Origin of the sequence: Carboxylicivirga sediminis, from assembly GCF_018156225.1 — a bacterium.
Classification (GTDB): domain Bacteria; phylum Bacteroidota; class Bacteroidia; order Bacteroidales; family Marinilabiliaceae; genus Carboxylicivirga; species Carboxylicivirga sediminis.
Window position 1 is genome coordinate 107,808 of sequence record NZ_JAGTAR010000003.1, and the last position, 20,196, is coordinate 128,003.

The following is a 20,196-nucleotide window of genomic DNA, read 5'->3' on the forward strand; positions in this document are numbered from 1 at the left end:
GAAATGTAGTTAGTGTTCAATAATATATTGTTTGCTGTATCTTTATTTAATCACTGATATCTGATAGGAATAAGTATAGTTGCCTGGCTTAATCTGGTACTTTTCAATCGTTTTTGATTTTTCTGACCAGGTGTTTGTTCCGCCTACTCCAACTTGCAATAGATCCACATTGAGGGTTAAATATTCAGCTGTTTTCAGCTCATTAATGTGTTTGGCTGCTTCCAGATTTTCAGCCGACCATGGCCAAACCGAAGTGCTTAATGGCTGCGCTCCTGTGATGCGAATACCTTTGCCTTGTGCATTGGTCAGTTCAAGCCATCGTACCTCGGTATGATTACTGCACTCCTGAGGCGTTACATAGTGATGGATGAAATCTTTAACTGTCCCCTGATGAACATCCAACTCCGCCGAAAATGCTCTGTCATTGTAGTTTTCCCATGGCCCTTTACCATAGAACTTCATACTCTGAAGTGATTGGCTAACGTTCAGTTCCGAACCTATTCTTAAAGGCATCGGTAGCTGCCCATTCATTTCAACAGCCATCTCCACCAACACATTGGCCTGATTGTCCACATCGTACTTGGTAGTTACGATCAACGAGTCACTGTATACCTGCTCCACATATACCCGGTAGCATGAGGCTGTACGCTGCTCTACAGAAACTTTCACCTCAGGCTCAACTTTTTTAATATCTTTCCAAAAGCCCGATTGCTTATGTGATTTCCATCCCCGAAAATCATTATCGGTTTGCGGACGCCAGAAGTTCGCCTGCGGACCAGCCTTGATATATCTGTGTCCTTTAACTGAATAGCTCGTCAGTTGACCACTTTTTTTCGACCACTGCACCTCAAATTGTTTGTTGGCAATCGTAATTTGCTCTTCCGTCTGCGTCAATGTCAGTCCTTTATTGCCTTTGGGAGACACATCAGCTGTGCTTTTCTCCGGTGTAACAATAAACTGCTGCTTAGCCACCTCATAGCCTGCAGCTGAATAGGCCGTTTCGTGTTTATGATGCATGCTCACACGTACCACATATTCACTATCATCCTGTAGCTTTATCTTATTCAGAGGCAAGGCCAATTGATGCATCTGGCCTGGCTGAATCACTATATCATTGATGGTGCCTGAACGCAATTCCTTTCCTTCTTTTGATACCGACCACTTAAAATAGTAGTTACTTGTTGAAATGAAATTGTACAAGCTTTCAATGGTGATATGTCCCTCCTTAATATTGATGGCTTTGAAGCGTATGGGCTGAAACACATACTTACATTCTTGCAATTGTGGCTTGATAGAACGATCCGGACCTACAATACCATTGAGGCAGAAATTACCCAGATTAGGTTGATCACCGAAGTCACCGCCGTATTTCCAAAAAACAGTTCCATCTTCATCTTCAGCACGAATACCCTGATCAATCCAGTCCCAGATAAAGCCGCCTGCAATAATCGGATGCTCGTAAACGATGTCCCAGTACTCTTTTAAATGGCCAAGTGAATTACCCATCGCATGAGCGTATTCGCACATCACAACGGGCCTTTTCAAATCAGGATTGCTTCCCAATGCTTCCAGCTGTTCCAATGAAGGATACATACGACTGAGCATGTCCACATAAGCCGGATCGGTTGGATTCGCCATCTTTGAATGGTATCTGACACCCCATTCATTTGAGTTGAGTGGGATGTAATCAGGGTGTGTTGGTACTCCCTGTGCTCCTTCGTAATGGATCAGACGAGTAGGATCAAAATCGCGAATCCAGCCGGCTGCCGCCGCGTGATTAGGTCCACAACCTGATTCGTTACCCAGTGACCATGAGAAAATGGATGCGTGGTTTTTGTCGCGCTCCACCATACGAATCACCCGATCCATAAATGATTGATTCCAGGAAGGAGCATTAGCCAATTTACCTCCATAGCCGTGTGACTCTATATTTGCTTCGTCCATTACGTAAATACCATAACCATCACACAACTCATACACATAAGGATCGTTAGGGTAATGGGCTGTACGAACTGCATTAAGATTGTACAGTTTCATCAGTTCAATATCGCGCTTCATATCTTCACGCGTCATTGTTTTACCTCCTGTCTCACTATGGTCGTGACGATTCACTCCTTTTAGTTTTACAGGCTTGCCGTTAACTAAAAAAGCACCTTTGTCGCTGTAAGTGTATTCACGAAAACCAACATAACTGCTGCGCGCCTCAACTACCTTTCCTGCATTGTCCAACAGTGTGATGAGAGCCGTGTACAAATATGGATCTTCATCGCTCCAAAGACGTGGCTGGTCAATGCGAGTTTCCATCTTTCCGAAGTAAACATTGTCGCGAGCCGGATACCACTCATTTATAATGCTATTTACTGGTAACTGCATAGCACTGTCCAAAACTGAAGCACCCATATGATCCAGCAAATTCACTTTCAGCATCCAACCTTTATAGTTACCATCAGTTACAACCACTTCAGGGCGTATCTGAAACAGCGCACTTTGATAATCAATATCAAGAGGCGTGCGGATGGCAAAATCATTAACATGAATCTTTGGTTGGGCCATTAAATACACCTCACGATGAATTCCGCTCATACGCCAGTGATCCTGATCCTCGAGGTAACTTCCATCAGACCAGCGAATCACCTGAACTGCCAGCTTATTTTTACCCGGCTTAAGGTGCTTGGTTAAATCAAACTCAGCTGGCAAGCGGCTGCCCTGGCTATAGCCAAGGTATTCTCCATTTAACCAGCAATAGAATGCCGATGACACTCCTCCGAAATGGATGATTACCTGTTCATCCTGCCATTTTTCAGGCAATTCAAACTCTTTTATATAAGAACCTACAGGATTTGTCCGATCGATAAAAGGCGCATTGGGCGTAAAGGGATACACCTCGTTGGTATAGATGGGCGTTCCATACCCTTGCATCTCCCAGCATGATGGCACCGAAATAGTCTCCCACAAATGTGCATCATAATCAATAGTTACAAAATCAGTGGAACGATTTTTACTATCTGGCGTGAAACGGAATTGCCAGTCTCCATTTAATAACTGGATTTCGGAGCGCTCCCGATCCATGTTTTGGGCAGCACTCACATTTCTGTATGAGTATGAAGTTGCCCTTGCATCCATTTTATTCTCCTGAATAATGTGCTGATTTTCCCATTTATTGTTTTGGCTGTTGATGCTAAAAACAATAAACAGCATACAAGCTATTAAACCACCTTTGATCATCTGACGTTATTTTGACTGTTATTTTTATGCGAATACATCAATTACAAATTTATCAGCCTTCGCTGCGACCTGGCAGCGGTGAAATCGTCAACAATCAATGGTTTTTCGTGCAGGCATCACATAGACAGATTATTCAATTAATATGGATTAATTAATCAACTCCCAATTCTTAATGCTGATTACCTGACACTTACAAGACCTCCACTTTCCGCTTATTAAATCAATAAAACAGCTGAATAGATTTTCGTATTTTTGGACTACAACTATCTAAAAGGGGCCATCAATGCGTTCAAGACTTCTTGCAATCATTATTTTGGGATACTTCATTCAGTATGTATCTGCCACCGACTACTCCATCAGTGCAGAGTACATTACCTTGCAGGATGGTTTATCGGATAACAATGTTAACGCCATCCTTAAAGATCAAGCTGGCTTTGTATGGTTTGGTACTTCAGACGGGCTCAATCGTTATGATGGATTCCATATTAAATCCTATTATCCTGAAAAAAGTTCGCTTCATGTACTTAGCCTGTACCAATGTCCCGATGGCTACTTATGGATTGGCTCGCCCAATGGATTGTATGTTTTTGACCCTACTACAGAATCATTTCTGGCCCATCTCAAAATCAATCCTGCCCCTGACGATGCTTTTAGTTCTATCCCGGTAAATGGGGTTTCGGGTGATTTTAACAAGGGGTTTATTCTATCCACGTCTTCGGGACTAGCTATTCTAAAGTTTCCTGATTTTGCCAACAGGATTGATGATTACAGTGTAGTTTGGCGAAATAAAACGAACAGCAAGGGGCTTCTATACGATACTTTTTCCTGCATTGCTAAAGCTCCTGATAGCCAATTATGGATGGGCACCAATACCAACATGGTTGTTAGCTATAATCCAACGACAGACACATTTCGCCCCTTTCCCCTTGAACGCTCCAATCCTGAACACCCCATGTTCATCGTGACTAACCTGTCATTTATCGACAATCATTTGATCATATCCACCATAGGCCATGGTATCTATATTTTAGATCCATCCAATGGTGAAATAGCTGTCATCGCTCATCAGCCCAATGACAATACAATTATCAGCCACAAAGATGTTTACGGTGTTGTAAAGGATTACAGTGGGGACTACTGGATTGCCACCTGGGATGGTTTAGACCAGGTCCACATACTAAATAACAAAACCAGGAGTCAACACTATAATTGGGATCATCCCCTTTTTAAAGATAAACTGGAAAACCGGGTGATTTCTATTTTAGCAGATCCTTCGGGTGTTATCTGGATTGGGACACACGGTGGTGGAGCAGTTAAAATCAACCTGGAGAAACAGTTTTTCAGCCGTATCCGTTTTAATAGTCTATACGAGGTTAAAAGCTTCAGCACTGATTGGCAGAACAATCTCTATATAGCCCTCTATCATGGGGGAATCAAGAAAACAACTCTGCCACTTTCTCCGGAATATAGATCTGCCATCGAACAATTTTCAACCTCCGGCAAAGGCAAGCGATTCATCCCTTCAGACATTGTTCTTTCATCTGTTACCGATGAATCTGGGAATATTTGGTTTGGTACGCTGGAATCATCGTTATTGTATTATCAACCTGAACGGGATATTGTTAGAGAAATAAAAGTCAAACCTGCAAAAAATGAAAATTGGGAAGGCCGGATTCAAGCCTTATCCATTGACAGCCAAGGACGTTTTTGGTTAGGCACCAGCAATGGTTTAATCCTTTATGATAGAAATAATAATGAGTTTCATCTGACACAGGCTAATCCGAGAATTAAGTATCATCTATCGGGCAACAACATCAGGGCTATACTGGAAGATAAGGATAAAGCCCTCTGGATTGGTGCAGAGAATGGGCTTAATAAACTCATCTATCAGGAACTTGATTCGTTTCGTTTCAATCAGTTCAACGATTTACACACCTCATCTGATATTTTGGGGAATAAAGAGGTGTGGGCACTTCATCAGATGCCGGATGGTCGTATCTGGATTGGTTATAGGAGCGCCCTGGGGTATTACGATGCCATGCATTCAACCATTCACTTTTTTGACAAACGGGATGGCCTGTGCCATAATTTTGTGGCTTGTTTGACTTCTCAAGCTAATGACCTATGGATAGGGACTAACTCCGGGATTTCAAAACTAAACACGCAAACAAATACTTTTACCAACTACTATATTGCCAATAACCTGCGGGCTGTATTTAAAACGCCCGATGGACAACTCATTTTTGGCAATAATAAAGGCTTGTTATACTTTCACCCGGATAGTATTCAAAAAAGAGACTATTCAACGCCTGTTTACATCACCGAAATTGAGATACAAAACCATCCTGTCAGTGTGATGGAGACTGTCAATAAGAGAGTTCTACTGACCAAAGCAGCTCCTTATACCTCTGCCATCGAATTGCATCATCCAATAAATAGCTTTGCGATCAACTTCGTTGGCTTGTCGTACCTCAATCAAAAATCCAATAAATATAAATACCGTTTGTCAGGCTTTGAAGAAACCTGGACCACGGTTGATGGAACACAAGGAACTGTGACTTTCAATAACCTAAAACCAGGCGACTACCGCTTCGAAGTTATGGCTGCCAACTGCGATGAAGTTTGGAATGAACAACCGGCCCAACTAGCCTTCACAATTTATCCGGCCTGGTATGCCAGCTGGTGGGGACAACTCTTGATTGCGACTGCTATCATATTACTTTTGACAGGTTTCTACCGCTACAGAATGAAGCAACTCTACCGGACCAAAGACTTAGAGCTGCAGAGTAAAGAGCTGGAACATGAGTTGAACATTGCCCGAATAGAAAAAGACAAAGAGCATGAGCTGGCCGAGATGAAATCGCGCTTTTTCACCAATATATCTCATGAGTTACGAACGCCTCTTACATTGATACTGGCACCCATTAAAGATTTACTTAGAAGTTCAGCGCTGCCAGAAATTGCAAAGAACCAGCTGGAGACAGTTCATCAACAGGCCGCACATTTGTACGATTTAATTTCACAGCTGCTCGATTTACGTAAAGCCGAAGTGGGACAAATGCAGCTCCAGGCTTCCGAAAATGATATCGTCGGGTTTATTGAGAAACTGACAGAGCGTTTTAAACCTTTTTCGCAAGTGAGAAATGTACAGCTCATTTTTGGTTCTGATCAATCCGCCGCTAAAGTTTGGTTTGATGTTGAAAAGCTGCAAATTGTGGTATCTAACCTGCTGTCAAATGCTATAAAATTCTCTCCTGAAAAAACCACCGTATCCATACATGTCAAATTCAAGAACGACGAGTGCCTAATCTCTGTTAAAGACAGTGGTCACGGAATTCCTAAATCTGAACACGAGAAAATTTTTGAACGCTTTTATCAGCTTCAAAATCAAACAGTCAAAGACGTGAGTGGCTCAGGCATTGGTCTTTCACTGGTAAAAGAGCTTGTGCAACTGCATCATGGAAGCATTGCAGTCGAAAGTAAACCGGGCAAAGGAGCGGAATTTACTATAATATTACCATTGGGACATCAGCATTTGAGCGATGCTGAAAAAGGGAAAGGCCAAACCAATAAAGAGCCTTTGATTCCTGAAGTCAGAAAGCAACCAACAACAACTATTGTACAAAATGAAGAGCCCAATAGTTTTAAAGTACTGATTGTTGAGGACCACGAAGAATTGCGTCACTACCTAAGCTCTTTGCTTGGCAGCAAATATGCCATCCACCATACTTCAAATGGAAAAGAGGCCTTAAAACAGATTGAAAAAGAACAGCCGGACCTAATCATTACAGATGTGATGATGCCATTGATGGATGGACATCAGCTCTGTGAGACGATTAAAACAAACGAACACCTATGTCACATTCCAGTGATTATGCTCACAGCTAAAAGTGAAGAAAGTGATATGCTGGAAGGGTTGGAAACAGGTGCCGACGACTACATTACCAAACCATTCACTTCTGAAATCCTATTAACAAAAGTTGATAATATACTAAAAAACAGAGCTCACTTAAAGCAATATTACAGTCAAAAAGTCACCTTATCACCGTCTAACGTTGAGATAGAACCACAAAATGAGCTATTTATCAGACAGGCCATTGAATTAGTTGAGAAAAACCTGACCAATCCAATGTTTAATGCCGCTATGCTGGCTGAAAAGCTTAATATGAGTCAACCCACTCTTTATCGACGTATTAAAACCTTCACAGGTGATAACATTAACACATTTATCCGTTCCATCCGAATCAGGTCTGCGGCTCAACTTTTGAAATCGGGGGGTTATTCGGTTAGCGAAACGGCCACCAAAGTTGGTTTTAATGATGCAGCTTATTTCCGCAAATGTTTTGTAGATCAATTTGGGACAACACCATCAAAGTATAAAGGAGATAACACATCAAACATGCAATAACAAAATAATGTACCATTGCCTACATTCCTCTTAATGTAAACTTAATTGACAATAGACTCTTGACAAGAAAGGCCGGTAACAACCGGCCTCAAAAATCTATACAATAGAAAAAAAACTATTTCCTATCATTAATCCGTTCCAAAGTTTGTAAACAATACATCAAACCTCTCGGTACATGAAAACATCCTTTCCACTTGCCACCTTTTAGTGGCCGTAATACTTTTCCTTCGCGGTTCAGGTACCCAAACCACTCGCCATGCTCCGGATCTGAAAAGTGATTCCAGGCATATTCATGTACTTTTTCAAACCACTCCCAGCAGGCTTGATTTCCGGTATGGTAATAGCCTTTCAACAACGCTACCAAAGTTTCCAAATGCACCCACCAAAGCTTCTGATCCCATTCGAGCTGTTGAGTTGGGTGTCCCTTTAAATCCATGAAATAAAAGATGCCTCCATGTGATTTATCCCAACCATATTCAAGTGTATCCAAAGTGATTTTCACGGCTTTCTCAATCAGTTCAGGGCGATTCAGCTTTTCGCCCAAATCCATCATAAACCACATGGCTTCGATGGCATGACCAGGATTCAATAAGCGTCCCTCAAAGCAATCGACAAACTGTCCATCCAGACTCACATTTTCCAGAACAAGCCCTTCTTCAGGAAAATAGAATACCTCCATTACCTCATGGATGATTTTGTCCAATGTCTCCTGAATCAAGTCTTGTGGTAATAAGGATTCTATTTCCAGTGCCAGGTTCGATAAAATCATGGGCAATGCAAAATTCTTTAACTCCCTCGTACCAGGAAATGCTTTATTATATGGCCCTTTAGGATTATCCTGACGCCTTAGAATTGAGTAAAACGTATCTCGGGCCAGCTGACCATATTCCTCATTTCCGGTAGCTTTATATAACTGACCAAACGCCATTGTTGCAAAGCAATCCGAAAAAATATTGTAAGGCTGAACCAATGGTTCTCCTTGCTGATTCAGTGAAAAATACCATTGCCCTTTCTCATCTGCGCCATGCTTCTGTAGAAAGCGGGCTCCATGCAGGGCCATTTCCAGCCACTCTTCCCGTTGTTCGCAGGTATTGTACAACTTAGCAAACTGCCACACCTCCCGTGCCTGCAACCAGATAAACTTGTCGGTATCATAAACCTCTCCTTCCTTGGTCAAACAGGTAAAATAACCGCCATGAGTTGTGTCTTTTGAGTGCTTCATCCAGAAAGGAATCACGCTGCCCTCCAATTCATTCCGATATTGGTTGATAAATTGCTCTATGCGTTCTTTACTAACTTTGCTATTATTCATCACTTAATTCTTTTCCCGGTTCTTTTTAATTCCTTCATAAACTAACTGACTATCTACAGTTTTAGCAGGCCAGATATAACTTAATAGCCATCCTACCAACACACTCACTGTAATGCCGGCTGCGCCATACAACAGAAACGACATATCAGAAGCACTCCGCAAGTAAAGTAAAGCCACCAAACCAACTACAACACCAATTAAGGCTGCCATACCAGAAATACGCTTAAAGAAGATACCCATCATAAAGAAAGCAGCTAAACCTCCGGTTAATAATCCCAGGAAGGTGTTGAACTGATCCCATAATGAAGCAATGTCCCAGGTAGCCAACACCAGTGCCATACCAATACCTAATACTCCAACGATGATACCAGACCAACGCGCCACCAGCAAGGTACCCTTCGCTGTTACATTTACTTTCAGTACTTTGTAAAAATCAGACGTAATCACGGCAGCTACCGAGTTAATGTTGGATGACAAAGTGGACATGGCAGCAGCAAAAACAGCAGCAATTAATAAACCAGCCAGGCCTGCTGGCATCTCACTCACAATAAAATGCGGAAAGACAGCATCCAGTTTTGGAATTATAATGGAAATCGCTTCCGGATTAGATGTATAGAAGGCGTATAAACCTGTACCTAACAGGAAGAAAATAATTGATACTGGCACACTGATAATGCCGTTTAACCAAATGCTACGGGCCGTTGCACGTTCATCTTTTGTTGTCATATAGCGCTGTACCACCGACTGATCACTTGTATAGGCAATCAGACTATTGGCAAAGCCGCCTAAAAGTACCACCCACATAACTGGTTTGGACCAATCCAGGCTGGTATCAAACAAAAACAACTTATCCTGGTCAAGCGATAATTGAATGAATCCACCCAAACCGCCATCCACTCCGGCAATCATAAAAACCATAGCAAACAAAGCTCCTGCCATCAGTATGAATCCCTGTATCACATCGCCCCATACAACAGCCTCAATACCTCCACTGGTGCAGTAAACAATAGTTACCACACCCATGATGATGATGGACCAGTAAACACTGAAGCCTGTGACTGTATGTAAAGCCAATGATGGCAAAAACAATACGATGGCAATGCGCGTGATCATAAACAGGATAAACAGCACCGACGCCACCCAACGCACTGTTCGGTTAAAACGCATCTCCAGATATTCATAGGCAGTCCCAATATTTAAACGTCTGAAAAAAGGCAGGTAATAACGAATAATGACCGGTACCACCATGATAATCGTAAAGTTGAATATCAGCATACGCCAGTCAGTAGCATAGGCTTTGGCTGGAATGGCAATAAAAGTAATGGCACTTAAGGTAGTGGCAAAAATACTGATGCCAGCCGCCCACCAAGGAATACGACCACCAGCTTTAAAAAAGTCCTGATCATCACCTTCCCGCTTCATAAAATAGAAACCAAGTAGCAACATGGCAATAAAGTACAGGACTAACACCAGGTAATTCAACCAACCAAATCCTCCGTTCGATTCAAAATCCAATGCAATAACCTGGTCAGTACGAATACCCGGACGAATCTCCCCTGAAGGCACCACTACTTTATTTTTCCAAATGACAGCTGAAGTTACAGCCGGAGCGCTACTCTCCAACTCTCCAGCGCTGAACCAACTGTCGGTAATGGTATTATAAACCAATATATTTTTATTAAACCCACTGTGATTTAACCATAACTGATTTCGTTCCGATTTAGCCTGCTGACGCACAGAATCATTATTCGAAGCCATCTCTCCAATGGCTTTTTCAACTCGATTAAATACACTACCATTGTCACCTCCTACTACAACAATGTGTGAAGCCCCCATCTTTACACCAGCTGCTGCGGCCAGTTTCAAGGTTGGTTGCCCTGCTATCGTAATCGGATGTTTTTGTTCCCATTTCTGCTGTGATGGAATGTACTTCCAAACTTCGCTACTGAAGGTGGTGATGAACTCCCCTTCCTGCTTGTACCGACCTCCAATCACATATAAACACTGCTCATTCCCATCCATCTGGCTTTCCACAACGGCATTTGTAATACCATGAGGCAATCCGGCTTGACTCCGCCAGCCCTTTTCTGGAGCATCTAGGTTGAACACTAACACTTGCGTGTTGTAGCCTTGAGGGGTCACTCCACCAATGATGAATGCCTCACGACCTATAACAGCCATCCCGTGGTCTTTCAGCGGAAATGGCAGATTGGTAAAAGGCAAAATTTCAGTAGTTCGATTCGTTACTTTGATGAGAGATGCATCAGCCAATACCCCCTTTTCATTGGCTCCGCCTGTGCATATAATTCCCTCTGGCAACGACACAGCTGCACCTCCAGCTACTCGTACTGGTAACTGATTTTTATCCAAATGCCAGGTGAATTGCCCGTTTTCTTCCCAACCCAGCAATATCTCTTCCGAATATTGCTTTTGACCATCTTCCCAAGGTTTAGCATCTGGAAAAGCAGAACCTCCAGCCATCACAACTACATCGTTATGTTGACCGATAAAAGCACCGGCCCAACCATGATGTGGATGACCTTTACTAATAGCTGGTAAATCATCCAACGCTGACTGAGTCAGATGCTGCTGAGCCTTAACGGACCCAAGCAATACTGATATTAAAAGTATTACAAAAAATGCTGTATGTCTCATGCTACTCTCCTTTTGAAAACAGCGCTTCCATTTCCAGCGCTTTCACATCCTGAACGAATTGTTGATACGCTTCTTCAGTCATGGCTTTAACGGGTAAACGAAATCCACCACATTCAATGCCAACATAGCGCATAAAAGCCTTTCCGGTACCTATACCGCCATATTTTCCCAATAAGCGAATCATATCAATAGACTGTTGTTGCAATTGACGGGCTTCCTTAATTTCCCCTTTCTCGTATGCAGTCATCAGTTGATGATAAAGCGGAGCTGCATAGTTAAAGGTACTTCCAACGCTACCTTCGGCCCCCAAAACCAGGGCAGACAGCATATTTTCATCTCGTCCCCACAGCATATCGTACTGGCCATCGGCAAAGTGCAGGCAGGAAAGGTAATCCATGAAATCCTCATGAGTGTATTTAATTCCGGCAAAATTTGGAATCTGACCATGCAGTTCTTTCAACAAATCAATCATGGCAAACGCAACGCCTGTCAACACCGGAATATGATAGAAATATACAGGTAATTCAGGTACTGCCTGTCCGATCACTTTTACAAATTCAGCCAGCTCCTTAACAGTTGGCGGCTTGAAGTAAAAAGGTGCCAGAATAGCGATAGCATCAACGCCTACTGACTGTGAATGTTTGGCTAGCTCAATACATTCCTGATAAGACGTTCCTCCCACTAAATTAATCAGCTTCATAGGCGAAGCATCCTGCTTAATTTCATTGGCCCAGGCTTCAGCCACCTGCTTGCGCTCCTGCGTTGTTTGTGACACCCCTTCACCGGTACTTCCGTTAATAAACGCCCCGGCCACGCCATTTTTTTTCAAAAATTGGTAGTAAGATGTGATAATATTCAAATTAATGGCACCATCAGCCGTCATTGGCGTGAAAGGTGCTGCTACAAGTCCTTTAATCTTTTCCATCGTTAATTATATCTGTTCGTTTTATCTCTCTTTTTAATAAGCAGCCATTAGCTACATCATTATAAATACTGCTTAATAATATTGGCCCACAACAAATAGCCTTCGCCAGTCAGATGCAGCCCATCATTGGTGTAAGAAGGATTCATCAGGTTGTTAGTGGTATTTTTGAAGTGTGAAAACAGGTCAATAAATTCAGCTGGCTCATGTTCACACCACTTGGCCAGCTGTTCATTGATCCACAAAATATCATCGGTTTTGGAGCAATGTCCGGTAAACTTTCCAAAATCAGGATTAACCGGCAGGATGCTTTGGATATATACTTTCGTTTTAGGCGATTGCTCATTTATTAGCTGAGCTATCCGACAAATATTAGCGTAAATGGTATCGTTAGAAATGCCACGTGCCAGGTCATTAACACCAATCAGTAAAAACACCTTAGCCGGTTTTGATTCGGTTACTTCCTCCAATCGATAAAGCACACCTTCAGTAATATCTCCGCTTATTCCACGGTTTTTCACACGCTTATTCTGCAACAACTCACTCCATTCGCTGCCATCAGTAATACTGTTCCCCAGAAAGATAATTTCCTTTTTAGTATTCGGAAGTTTTTCAAACAATGTCTTTCGTTGCTGATAATAGGTTCCGAAACGATGCTCCTGTGCCAATCCCTGCACGGTTGTCAGTAAAATCATGATTCCCATCATGCCGAACCATCGGCAGTTTGTTGTATTGTGTATCATGGTCAGTTATTTAGTTTATATCAAATGGCGTATCGATCCGAAAAGTAGAAACCGGAGTTCCGTTTTCATTGGTCAAATTAGCCTGAGAATAAGGCTTCCAGGCATATCGAATCGCTCTAATCGATTTATCCTCAGCTTTTATGACAAGCGTATTTCTCTTAAGAGTAGCATCAGCCGGATGAAAAATACCATCCTCACCGGCTACTTCCAGTTCCCTTATATTTTCTCCATCTGTTGTTTGGAGCTTTTGCGTATGATTAAAAACTATTTCTATTCGATCCTTACTTGCATCCACGCTCTCAATCTCCACATTTCCAAATGGCACATCATTTTTTCCATAAACCTCACGTAAAGCTGTATTAGCAAATCGTTCAGCCACCGGATACTTATTCTTAGGATGTACATCTGTTTCATTCCCCCAATCGCTGGTCACCACCATGGACACATTTGGTAACTGGTGAGACATTCGTCGTTGACTATCGCGAAAATGCGGCCAGCTGGGGCGGTTCAAGGATGATAGTTGCGCAAATAAAACAGGTAAATCCGGTTGGTTCCAACGTGCACGCCAGGATTGAACCATTGTGGGAAATAACACTTCATGCAATTCCACATTATGAGCATTGGATTCTCCCTGGTACCACAATATGCCTTTTATCGCCAGACCTTCAATTTGACTGATTCCTGATTCATATAAATAAGCAGGTTGATACGGATGACGCTGAAAAGTTGATTTTGCATTCTGAATATTAACTCCTGCACGTTCGCGGCACCATGGCATGGTATGATCATTATTTTGCCAATCATATAGCATATTTAACAATTGCGGATGGTGTTCCAATGTTTTCCGGTCAATCCAGGCTTCGGTCGGACTTCCTCCAACAGCCATTTGTATTAATCCAATAGGAACATTAAGCTCTTTCTCCAACTTGGCTCCAAAGTACCATCCGATAGCTGAAAAATCACCAACCGACTGATTATTTGCCAGCTCCCATTTTCCTGATAGATACTCCAATTGATTCAGATTTTGTAAGGTGATTGAATCCCAGGCTGTATTATTTGTTTCTGCCAGTGGATGATAATTCATCAATCGGATATTGTCAGGTAATGCTTCATTTAAAGCTTCTGAACCTCTATAGGATTGCTTTACCGTAAATGCCATATTAGACTGACCGGAACATAGCCAAACATCACCTAACATGACATCCTTGATAGTAATTTGTTCCGTTTCTGTTTTAACAGTTAGAGCATAAGGACCACCCCATTGCATTGACGGTAATTCCACTTCCCATTTTCCGTCGAATCCGGCTTCAACGTCTATACTCGTGTCATTAAATTGTACTGTAACACGCTCCCCCCTATTAGCCGTTCCCCATATCGGAATCAGTGCATCGCGTTGTAACACCATATGATCGCTGAAGACTGAGGCCATTTGCAAACCACCAAAATCGCCTGTAATGTTTTGATAGGCCAACTTGGCCATGATTGTTGCCCCCTCTTTAGTTGGGTGCAAAGCGTCTGGGAACAGATCAGGTCGTGCATGCAATGGCGTATACCAATCGATAAGCCGCGCATTCCAGTTTTTTGCTACCTGCTCAATAGTTGACTGAATCTGCCAGAACCAATCGCGTGTTCCAGATTTGAATCGTGAATGCGTATGAAAAATGGGTGTCATACGGCCAATCCATATCTCAGGCATCGAACCATCTGCTTTCCGAAAGCTTTCCAGCAAGGCGCTATAGTCTTCGATGAAATCGTCACGATAGTTTGGCCAATTGCGTGGGTCCGTATCGTTCAATCCCAATGAAACAATTAATATATCAGGCTGAAAAGCAACTGCATTCTGAAACGCTATTTGCTCCATATATGGGCGATGCCCTTTACGAAGCAAGGTTGCGCCACTCTTTCCAAAATTACCAACTTCGTAATCCTCACCCAACAAAGCCTGAAGTTGAGCGGGGTAACTATTCGTTTCACGCTGCTCAATATGGTAGCCAAATGTCACGCTATTGCCTACACAAGCCACTTTGGTTTTTTGAGCATAGCCGGCTGATTCAAAAATCACTATCAGAATTGCCAGCATACTCAATTCAAGCACCCTATGGATTCTATGCTTATAGCCATTATTCATTTTCAACTGTTTTAAAATCCTTATCGGGTGAATAAACAATATTATCAAGAGCCTGATGACCATCTGTCGTCACCAGTACCGCATTAAACATCCACTTCACCAATCGCACTTCCGGTGATGTAAATTCGCCTATCGGTAATTTCAGCATTAATTTGTTCCAGCCCTTATTTAACTGCACCTGTATTGGAGGACGTCCCTCCCAATTTTCATTGCGCAAGGATATCTCGTTCGATTTTACGGCATGTGTGTTTTCCCAAACAGGCGGCTGAATATGTTTGTCATTCAACCAAATACGACTTTCTTTGTAATCCCATTTCCCCTGAGGTGGTGGCAGGTCTTTTTCAGATCGTCCATAATTCTGGAACCGTACGTAAATACCTGCTTCCTGTTGAATGGGCGAATAAACCCAGGTGTAAGCATAAGCCGTATGATTTGGCTGAGGATGAGCATAAAAACCGGGAATTAATGTTCCCCAAGCATGGCGCAGGTAGATTCCGGCACCTGTTACCTCATGCGTTGAATAGGCATCATCCTGATATTCAAATGTTTTTTGCAATTTTTTCTCTGGCGGAAATGCCTGTGATAAATCCCCATTATTAGGAAAAGCATCTGTTATGCGCCATTTGACGTTGGTTTGCTTCACATAGGCAAATGGTTCGTCATAAAAAGTTTGCTCCTTAAAAAAGAGCATGCGCTCTTCAAAATCCTTAAATGACTTGAATGCTTCACTATCTTCCGGTCCTAATAGTGTACCTTGCTTATAGAAGTACTTGTCTCGCCCTCCTTGCCAAGTAGATTCGGCCAATGTCAGCATAGCCGGATAAAAGCCATTCTCAGCAATTACCTGCTTTGTTTCATCCACATAGCGGTCATTCCAGATAGCCACTATTGAACCGGCCACATCTGCGCTGCCTTCACTAACGCCCGCGACATTACTATTGTATAAAGCTACAATATCAGCGAATGTATCGAAATGGTTGATGTAATGCAGGCGCGAATCAATGGCCGGAATACCCGGATGTAATTGACCTCTCGAGCTCCACATCTGAATCATGTCAATTTCACCTGGCTTATACTGCCAACCCGGATTCCAGCTGATTACTTTCATCCCTTTATCACGTATATAAGCCACCATCTCCGGCACAAAATCCGGGTTAGTAAATTTCACCTCATCCGTACCAATATGCAAATACGGCACATCTGCGAACACCTCACACACCTCATCCATCAATTGCTTGAGTAGCTTCATGCCTTCAGCAGATTGCATATCGTGACCTAAAGCACGAGTAAAAGCCGCACTGTGCCCCGGCATATCAATTTCGGGGATCAATAGCACATGATGTTCCTGACAGAACTTCACCAGGTCTTTGGATTCTCCAATAGTATAATATTTCCCCGCCTGACGTCCAAAATTGGAACTATCATTCAACTGTGGAAACACTTTACTTTCCAGTCGCCAGGCAATGTCCTCCGTCAAATGCCAATGAAAAACATTAATCTTAAATTGTGACAGCAATGCAATTTGCTTCTTCAATTCTTCAACAGGAATATAACTGCGCCCCACATCGTGCATAAAACCACGAATCCTGAATGCCGGCCAGTCAACAATGTGGCAATTAGGTGCGATAAGATCAGCTCCCTGTTTGATCACCAATTGATTTATGGTTTGAAAAGCCCTGTAAACACCTGTTTTTGTAACTGCCTTAATAGAAATGTTATTCGCATTGATAGTAAGATGATAAGCTTCATCCTGATTAGTTGGAACATCTTTCAATGCTTCAACCATCTTTATTTCAAGATACATATCGCTCTTCTGCTCTATCGTACAACCTAGGTCATTAAGTTGGTGATGTACTATTTTCATCAAAGAATCAGGCACACTCAACCTTGTACTTGCCAAATTACCAAATCCATCCTTCCATTCCACTTTTTGAGGGAATGGCAGTAAAGCTGGCCTTTCGTACTGCGCACAAACAAGGTGCAGCACCAACCAGCTCAAGGTGAATAATAAAGCTCTCTTCATCCTTTTTGCATTAACTACTTTCGAACTACATCCTTACCATCTGTCAGCCATTCGAGTGAGAAGCTGACAAACGGATTTTCTTTATGCCCATCTTTTTCGAAGAATACGGCGATATCGCCATTTTCGAGTACCGTTAATGATGAATAGGCTGAACCTCCTTCATAGATTGTTTTACCTTCGGTCCATGTTTTACCTTCATCGTAGCTAACTCTTACGGTCAGATTCACACGCCCATCTTTACTTTTGGCATTACTAAATAACAGACGGTTTTTATCGTCGCCATTTTTCACCGATGAATAACGAATAATAGAGGCATTACAGGCCGGATCAATGAGTGTGGTATCCGGATGACTCTTCCATGATAATCCCTCATCGTCAGATATATGCACATAACGATGTCCCAGTTTCTGAACCCGGCTATTAATCATCCAGCGCCCATCGGCCAACTCAACAATCTTTGACTCATCAAAGGGCAGGATGGCATTATCGATTACAAACCATGATTTTCCATGATCCTTTGAACCAAATACATGTCCGCCTTTCTGCAGGTTAACAATGGTGTGTAGAAGTGTTCCATCGGCAGTTTGAATACCTCTTCCGGAGGTGATGAACTTAAAGTCTTTTTCCCATCCGTCCAATGCTATCTGTGATGTGATGTCTTCAGGTTCGCTCCATGTTTTTCCGTTATCCGAACTTTTCACCACATGAAAATAGTACACGTCCTTCTCCTTATCCAGGTCCATATAGTTGTAAAACAAGAAGATTTCACCTGTCACCTCATCAACAATCATGGATGGATCAGAAGCCGACTGCCCCAGTGGAAAATCCACAACCGTTTCAATATCAGACCAGGTATTTCCATTATCAGTGCTGCGACGAAGCACAATGTTAATATCGCGGCTCCACTTCAGGTCGCCACATGAAGGCACACGCTCATCGATGGCTGCAATCAAATCGCCATTTGGAGCAGTTACTAATGCCGGTATGCGATAACAGGCCACGCTTTCATTTGCTGTAGCATTAAAAAGGTCAACATTATTGATAATGGTATTCCTGGTTTCTTTATCGCTTGACTGTGCACATGCATTGATTGCCAGCAGTACCAAAGCAAATGTTAATATTTTATTCATTGAAATTGATTTTAGAGAGAATTGCTTATTACGATTTTCTTCTCGTTACTATTTAATACATTTCAAGATACTAATAGTAACTTGAAAAAACTTACGGAATGAGTAAAATGCCCCATAAGCCAGATATAGCTTACAGGGCAGATTAACAACACACGCTTAATTATAACCTTCGGTCTGTTTCAATTGATCATCGTTAGCCAACATACTTTCAGAAATTGAATAGTAGATTTTATAGGCTTCTGATGCATCCAATGAGGCCACCTCATCAAATACATACGTCTCGCCAGCTCTCACCAAATCCCACCAGCGTTTACCTTCGCCAATGAACTCTTTGTAACGCTCATCTAAGATAGCTTTGGCATTCTCGGCTTTTGTACCATTTGCAAATTCGTGTCCACCAAAATTGTCTCCATAAGCCCTCTGGCGAACCAGGTTTATCTCAGCTGTAGGATCTTCACCCAGGTTATTCTTTGCTTCGGCCAGTAATAACAAGGCATCGGCATAGCGATAAAGTGGCACATTGTTGTAATTAAAACGTGAACCATCATCACCTATGATACCCAGGAACTTATTCAGGATAGCGCCTTGATAATTGGCATTCTCAGGTGTAAATGGAATATGGTTGGTACCATCGTTATACAATTTGATAAAAGTGGTCCGACGCATATCATCCATATCTTCTATGATGAGATTGGTTTTATCAGATGGACCAAAACGACTGGCTCCATTCACCACGAAATCAGACAAAGATGCACCTGTTTCGTCGAATAATCCTGCCACATCAACCATACGGCCTGTAAAACTACCGTAGAAATTACCTGCTTGATCTTGCTGATAATCAAATGCGAATATAAATTCGTTATTAAACTCATTGCCCTGTCCCCATAACTGCTCAAAAGGTACCAATTCGTGTCCTGTAATTTGCGATAAAGCCGTTTTAGCTGTTGTAAAATCAGCATCTCCACCTCCAAGCACCTTACCCGACCACAGGTATACATCACCTTTAAGTACTAGTGTGGCGGCTTTGGACCAATACACATTCTTGCCATTCCATTGGCTATTGTCACTGCCAAAATGCTCCAGCGAACTTTCGATATCCGCCTTTACCTGGCTCATCACCTCTGCTTTTGGTGAACGGGGCTTCTTCAATTTCTCCAGATCTACCTCTAACAATGGCTCTGTGGTAATTGGCACATCACCCCAGGCTTTCAACATGGTATAATATACCTGAGCCCTTAATCCATACACCTGCCCCATTAAGTGATTCAATTCCGCTTCATCTTTAAATGGTGCATTTGGTGCGTTAACAATGAAGTCATTAATGTAGTGCATCAATCCATAGAAATTAGCCCAGTTATTGAAGTGGACAATGGTTGTACTAATGTTATTATCAATCAAATCCTGACCAAATGGCGATTCAATCGTTTTGCCACCCCACACATCAGAGCGCAATTCCCCCATTTGCCAAAGCGTATAGGCATAATCTCGATATTTGGAGAAAATTCCGATGTGAGCAGCACGAGCCGCTTCTTCCGTATCCCAAAAACCATTATAGGTTAAATCACTTTCGGGTTGCATATCCAGCTCACATGAGCCCAACAAGGTAACAACCAGCAATAGTGCTATATATTTTAATTGTTTCATTTTAAA

10 protein-coding genes are annotated in these 20,196 nt (G+C 42.3%); 1 reads left to right on the forward strand and 9 read right to left on the reverse strand.

Translation table 11 applies throughout. The features are described 5' to 3' along the window. Nucleotides 1-42: 42 nt before the first annotated feature. Nucleotides 43-3,225, reverse strand: coding sequence for a glycoside hydrolase family 2 TIM barrel-domain containing protein (locus KDU71_RS03350; RefSeq protein WP_212188485.1), 3,183 nt, complete (start codon nucleotides 3,223-3,225; stop codon nucleotides 43-45). A 283-nt stretch (nucleotides 3,226-3,508) separates the two neighbouring features. On the opposite strand from KDU71_RS03350, the gene KDU71_RS03355 reads away from it, so the two are divergent. Next, nucleotides 3,509-7,633 carry a two-component regulator propeller domain-containing protein gene (locus KDU71_RS03355; RefSeq protein WP_212188486.1) on the forward strand — a complete coding sequence of 1,375 codons (4,125 nt, stop codon included), beginning with the start codon at nucleotides 3,509-3,511 and terminating at the stop codon, nucleotides 7,631-7,633. Nucleotides 7,634-7,748: 115 nt separating this feature from the next. On the opposite strand, the gene KDU71_RS03360 is transcribed toward KDU71_RS03355, so the two are convergent. From KDU71_RS03360 to KDU71_RS03395, 8 genes are all read right to left on the reverse strand, one after another. Next, nucleotides 7,749-8,945, reverse strand: a complete 1,197-nt coding sequence (locus KDU71_RS03360) for an AGE family epimerase/isomerase (RefSeq protein ID WP_212188487.1) — start codon at nucleotides 8,943-8,945, stop codon at nucleotides 7,749-7,751. 3 nt (nucleotides 8,946-8,948) lie between these two features. Beyond that, nucleotides 8,949-11,600, reverse strand: coding sequence for a sodium:solute symporter family transporter (locus KDU71_RS03365; protein ID WP_212188488.1), 2,652 nt, complete (start codon nucleotides 11,598-11,600; stop codon nucleotides 8,949-8,951). Nucleotide 11,601: 1 nt separating this feature from the next. After that, on the reverse strand, nucleotides 11,602-12,525 hold the full coding sequence (locus KDU71_RS03370; RefSeq protein ID WP_212188489.1) for a dihydrodipicolinate synthase family protein: 924 nt from the start codon (nucleotides 12,523-12,525) through the stop codon (nucleotides 11,602-11,604). A gap of 59 nt (nucleotides 12,526-12,584) precedes the next feature. Then, nucleotides 12,585-13,265 carry a GDSL-type esterase/lipase family protein gene (locus KDU71_RS03375; protein WP_244828153.1) on the reverse strand — a complete coding sequence of 227 codons (681 nt, stop codon included), beginning with the start codon at nucleotides 13,263-13,265 and terminating at the stop codon, nucleotides 12,585-12,587. Nucleotides 13,266-13,275: 10 nt separating this feature from the next. Continuing rightward, nucleotides 13,276-15,393, reverse strand: a complete 2,118-nt coding sequence (locus tag KDU71_RS03380) for a GDSL-type esterase/lipase family protein (protein ID WP_212188490.1) — start codon at nucleotides 15,391-15,393, stop codon at nucleotides 13,276-13,278. Continuing rightward, nucleotides 15,386-17,416 (reverse strand): family 20 glycosylhydrolase, encoded by a 2,031-nt coding sequence (locus KDU71_RS03385; protein ID WP_212188491.1) that lies wholly within the window; start codon nucleotides 17,414-17,416, stop codon nucleotides 15,386-15,388. Before KDU71_RS03385 ends, KDU71_RS03380 begins: the two co-directional genes overlap by 8 nt. A 14-nt stretch (nucleotides 17,417-17,430) precedes the next feature. After that, nucleotides 17,431-18,546, reverse strand: coding sequence for a sialidase family protein (locus KDU71_RS03390; protein ID WP_212188492.1), 1,116 nt, complete (start codon nucleotides 18,544-18,546; stop codon nucleotides 17,431-17,433). Nucleotides 18,547-18,702: 156 nt separating this feature from the next. Next, nucleotides 18,703-20,190 (reverse strand): RagB/SusD family nutrient uptake outer membrane protein, encoded by a 1,488-nt coding sequence (locus KDU71_RS03395; RefSeq protein WP_212188493.1) that lies wholly within the window; start codon nucleotides 20,188-20,190, stop codon nucleotides 18,703-18,705. Nucleotides 20,191-20,196: the final 6 nt, after the last annotated feature.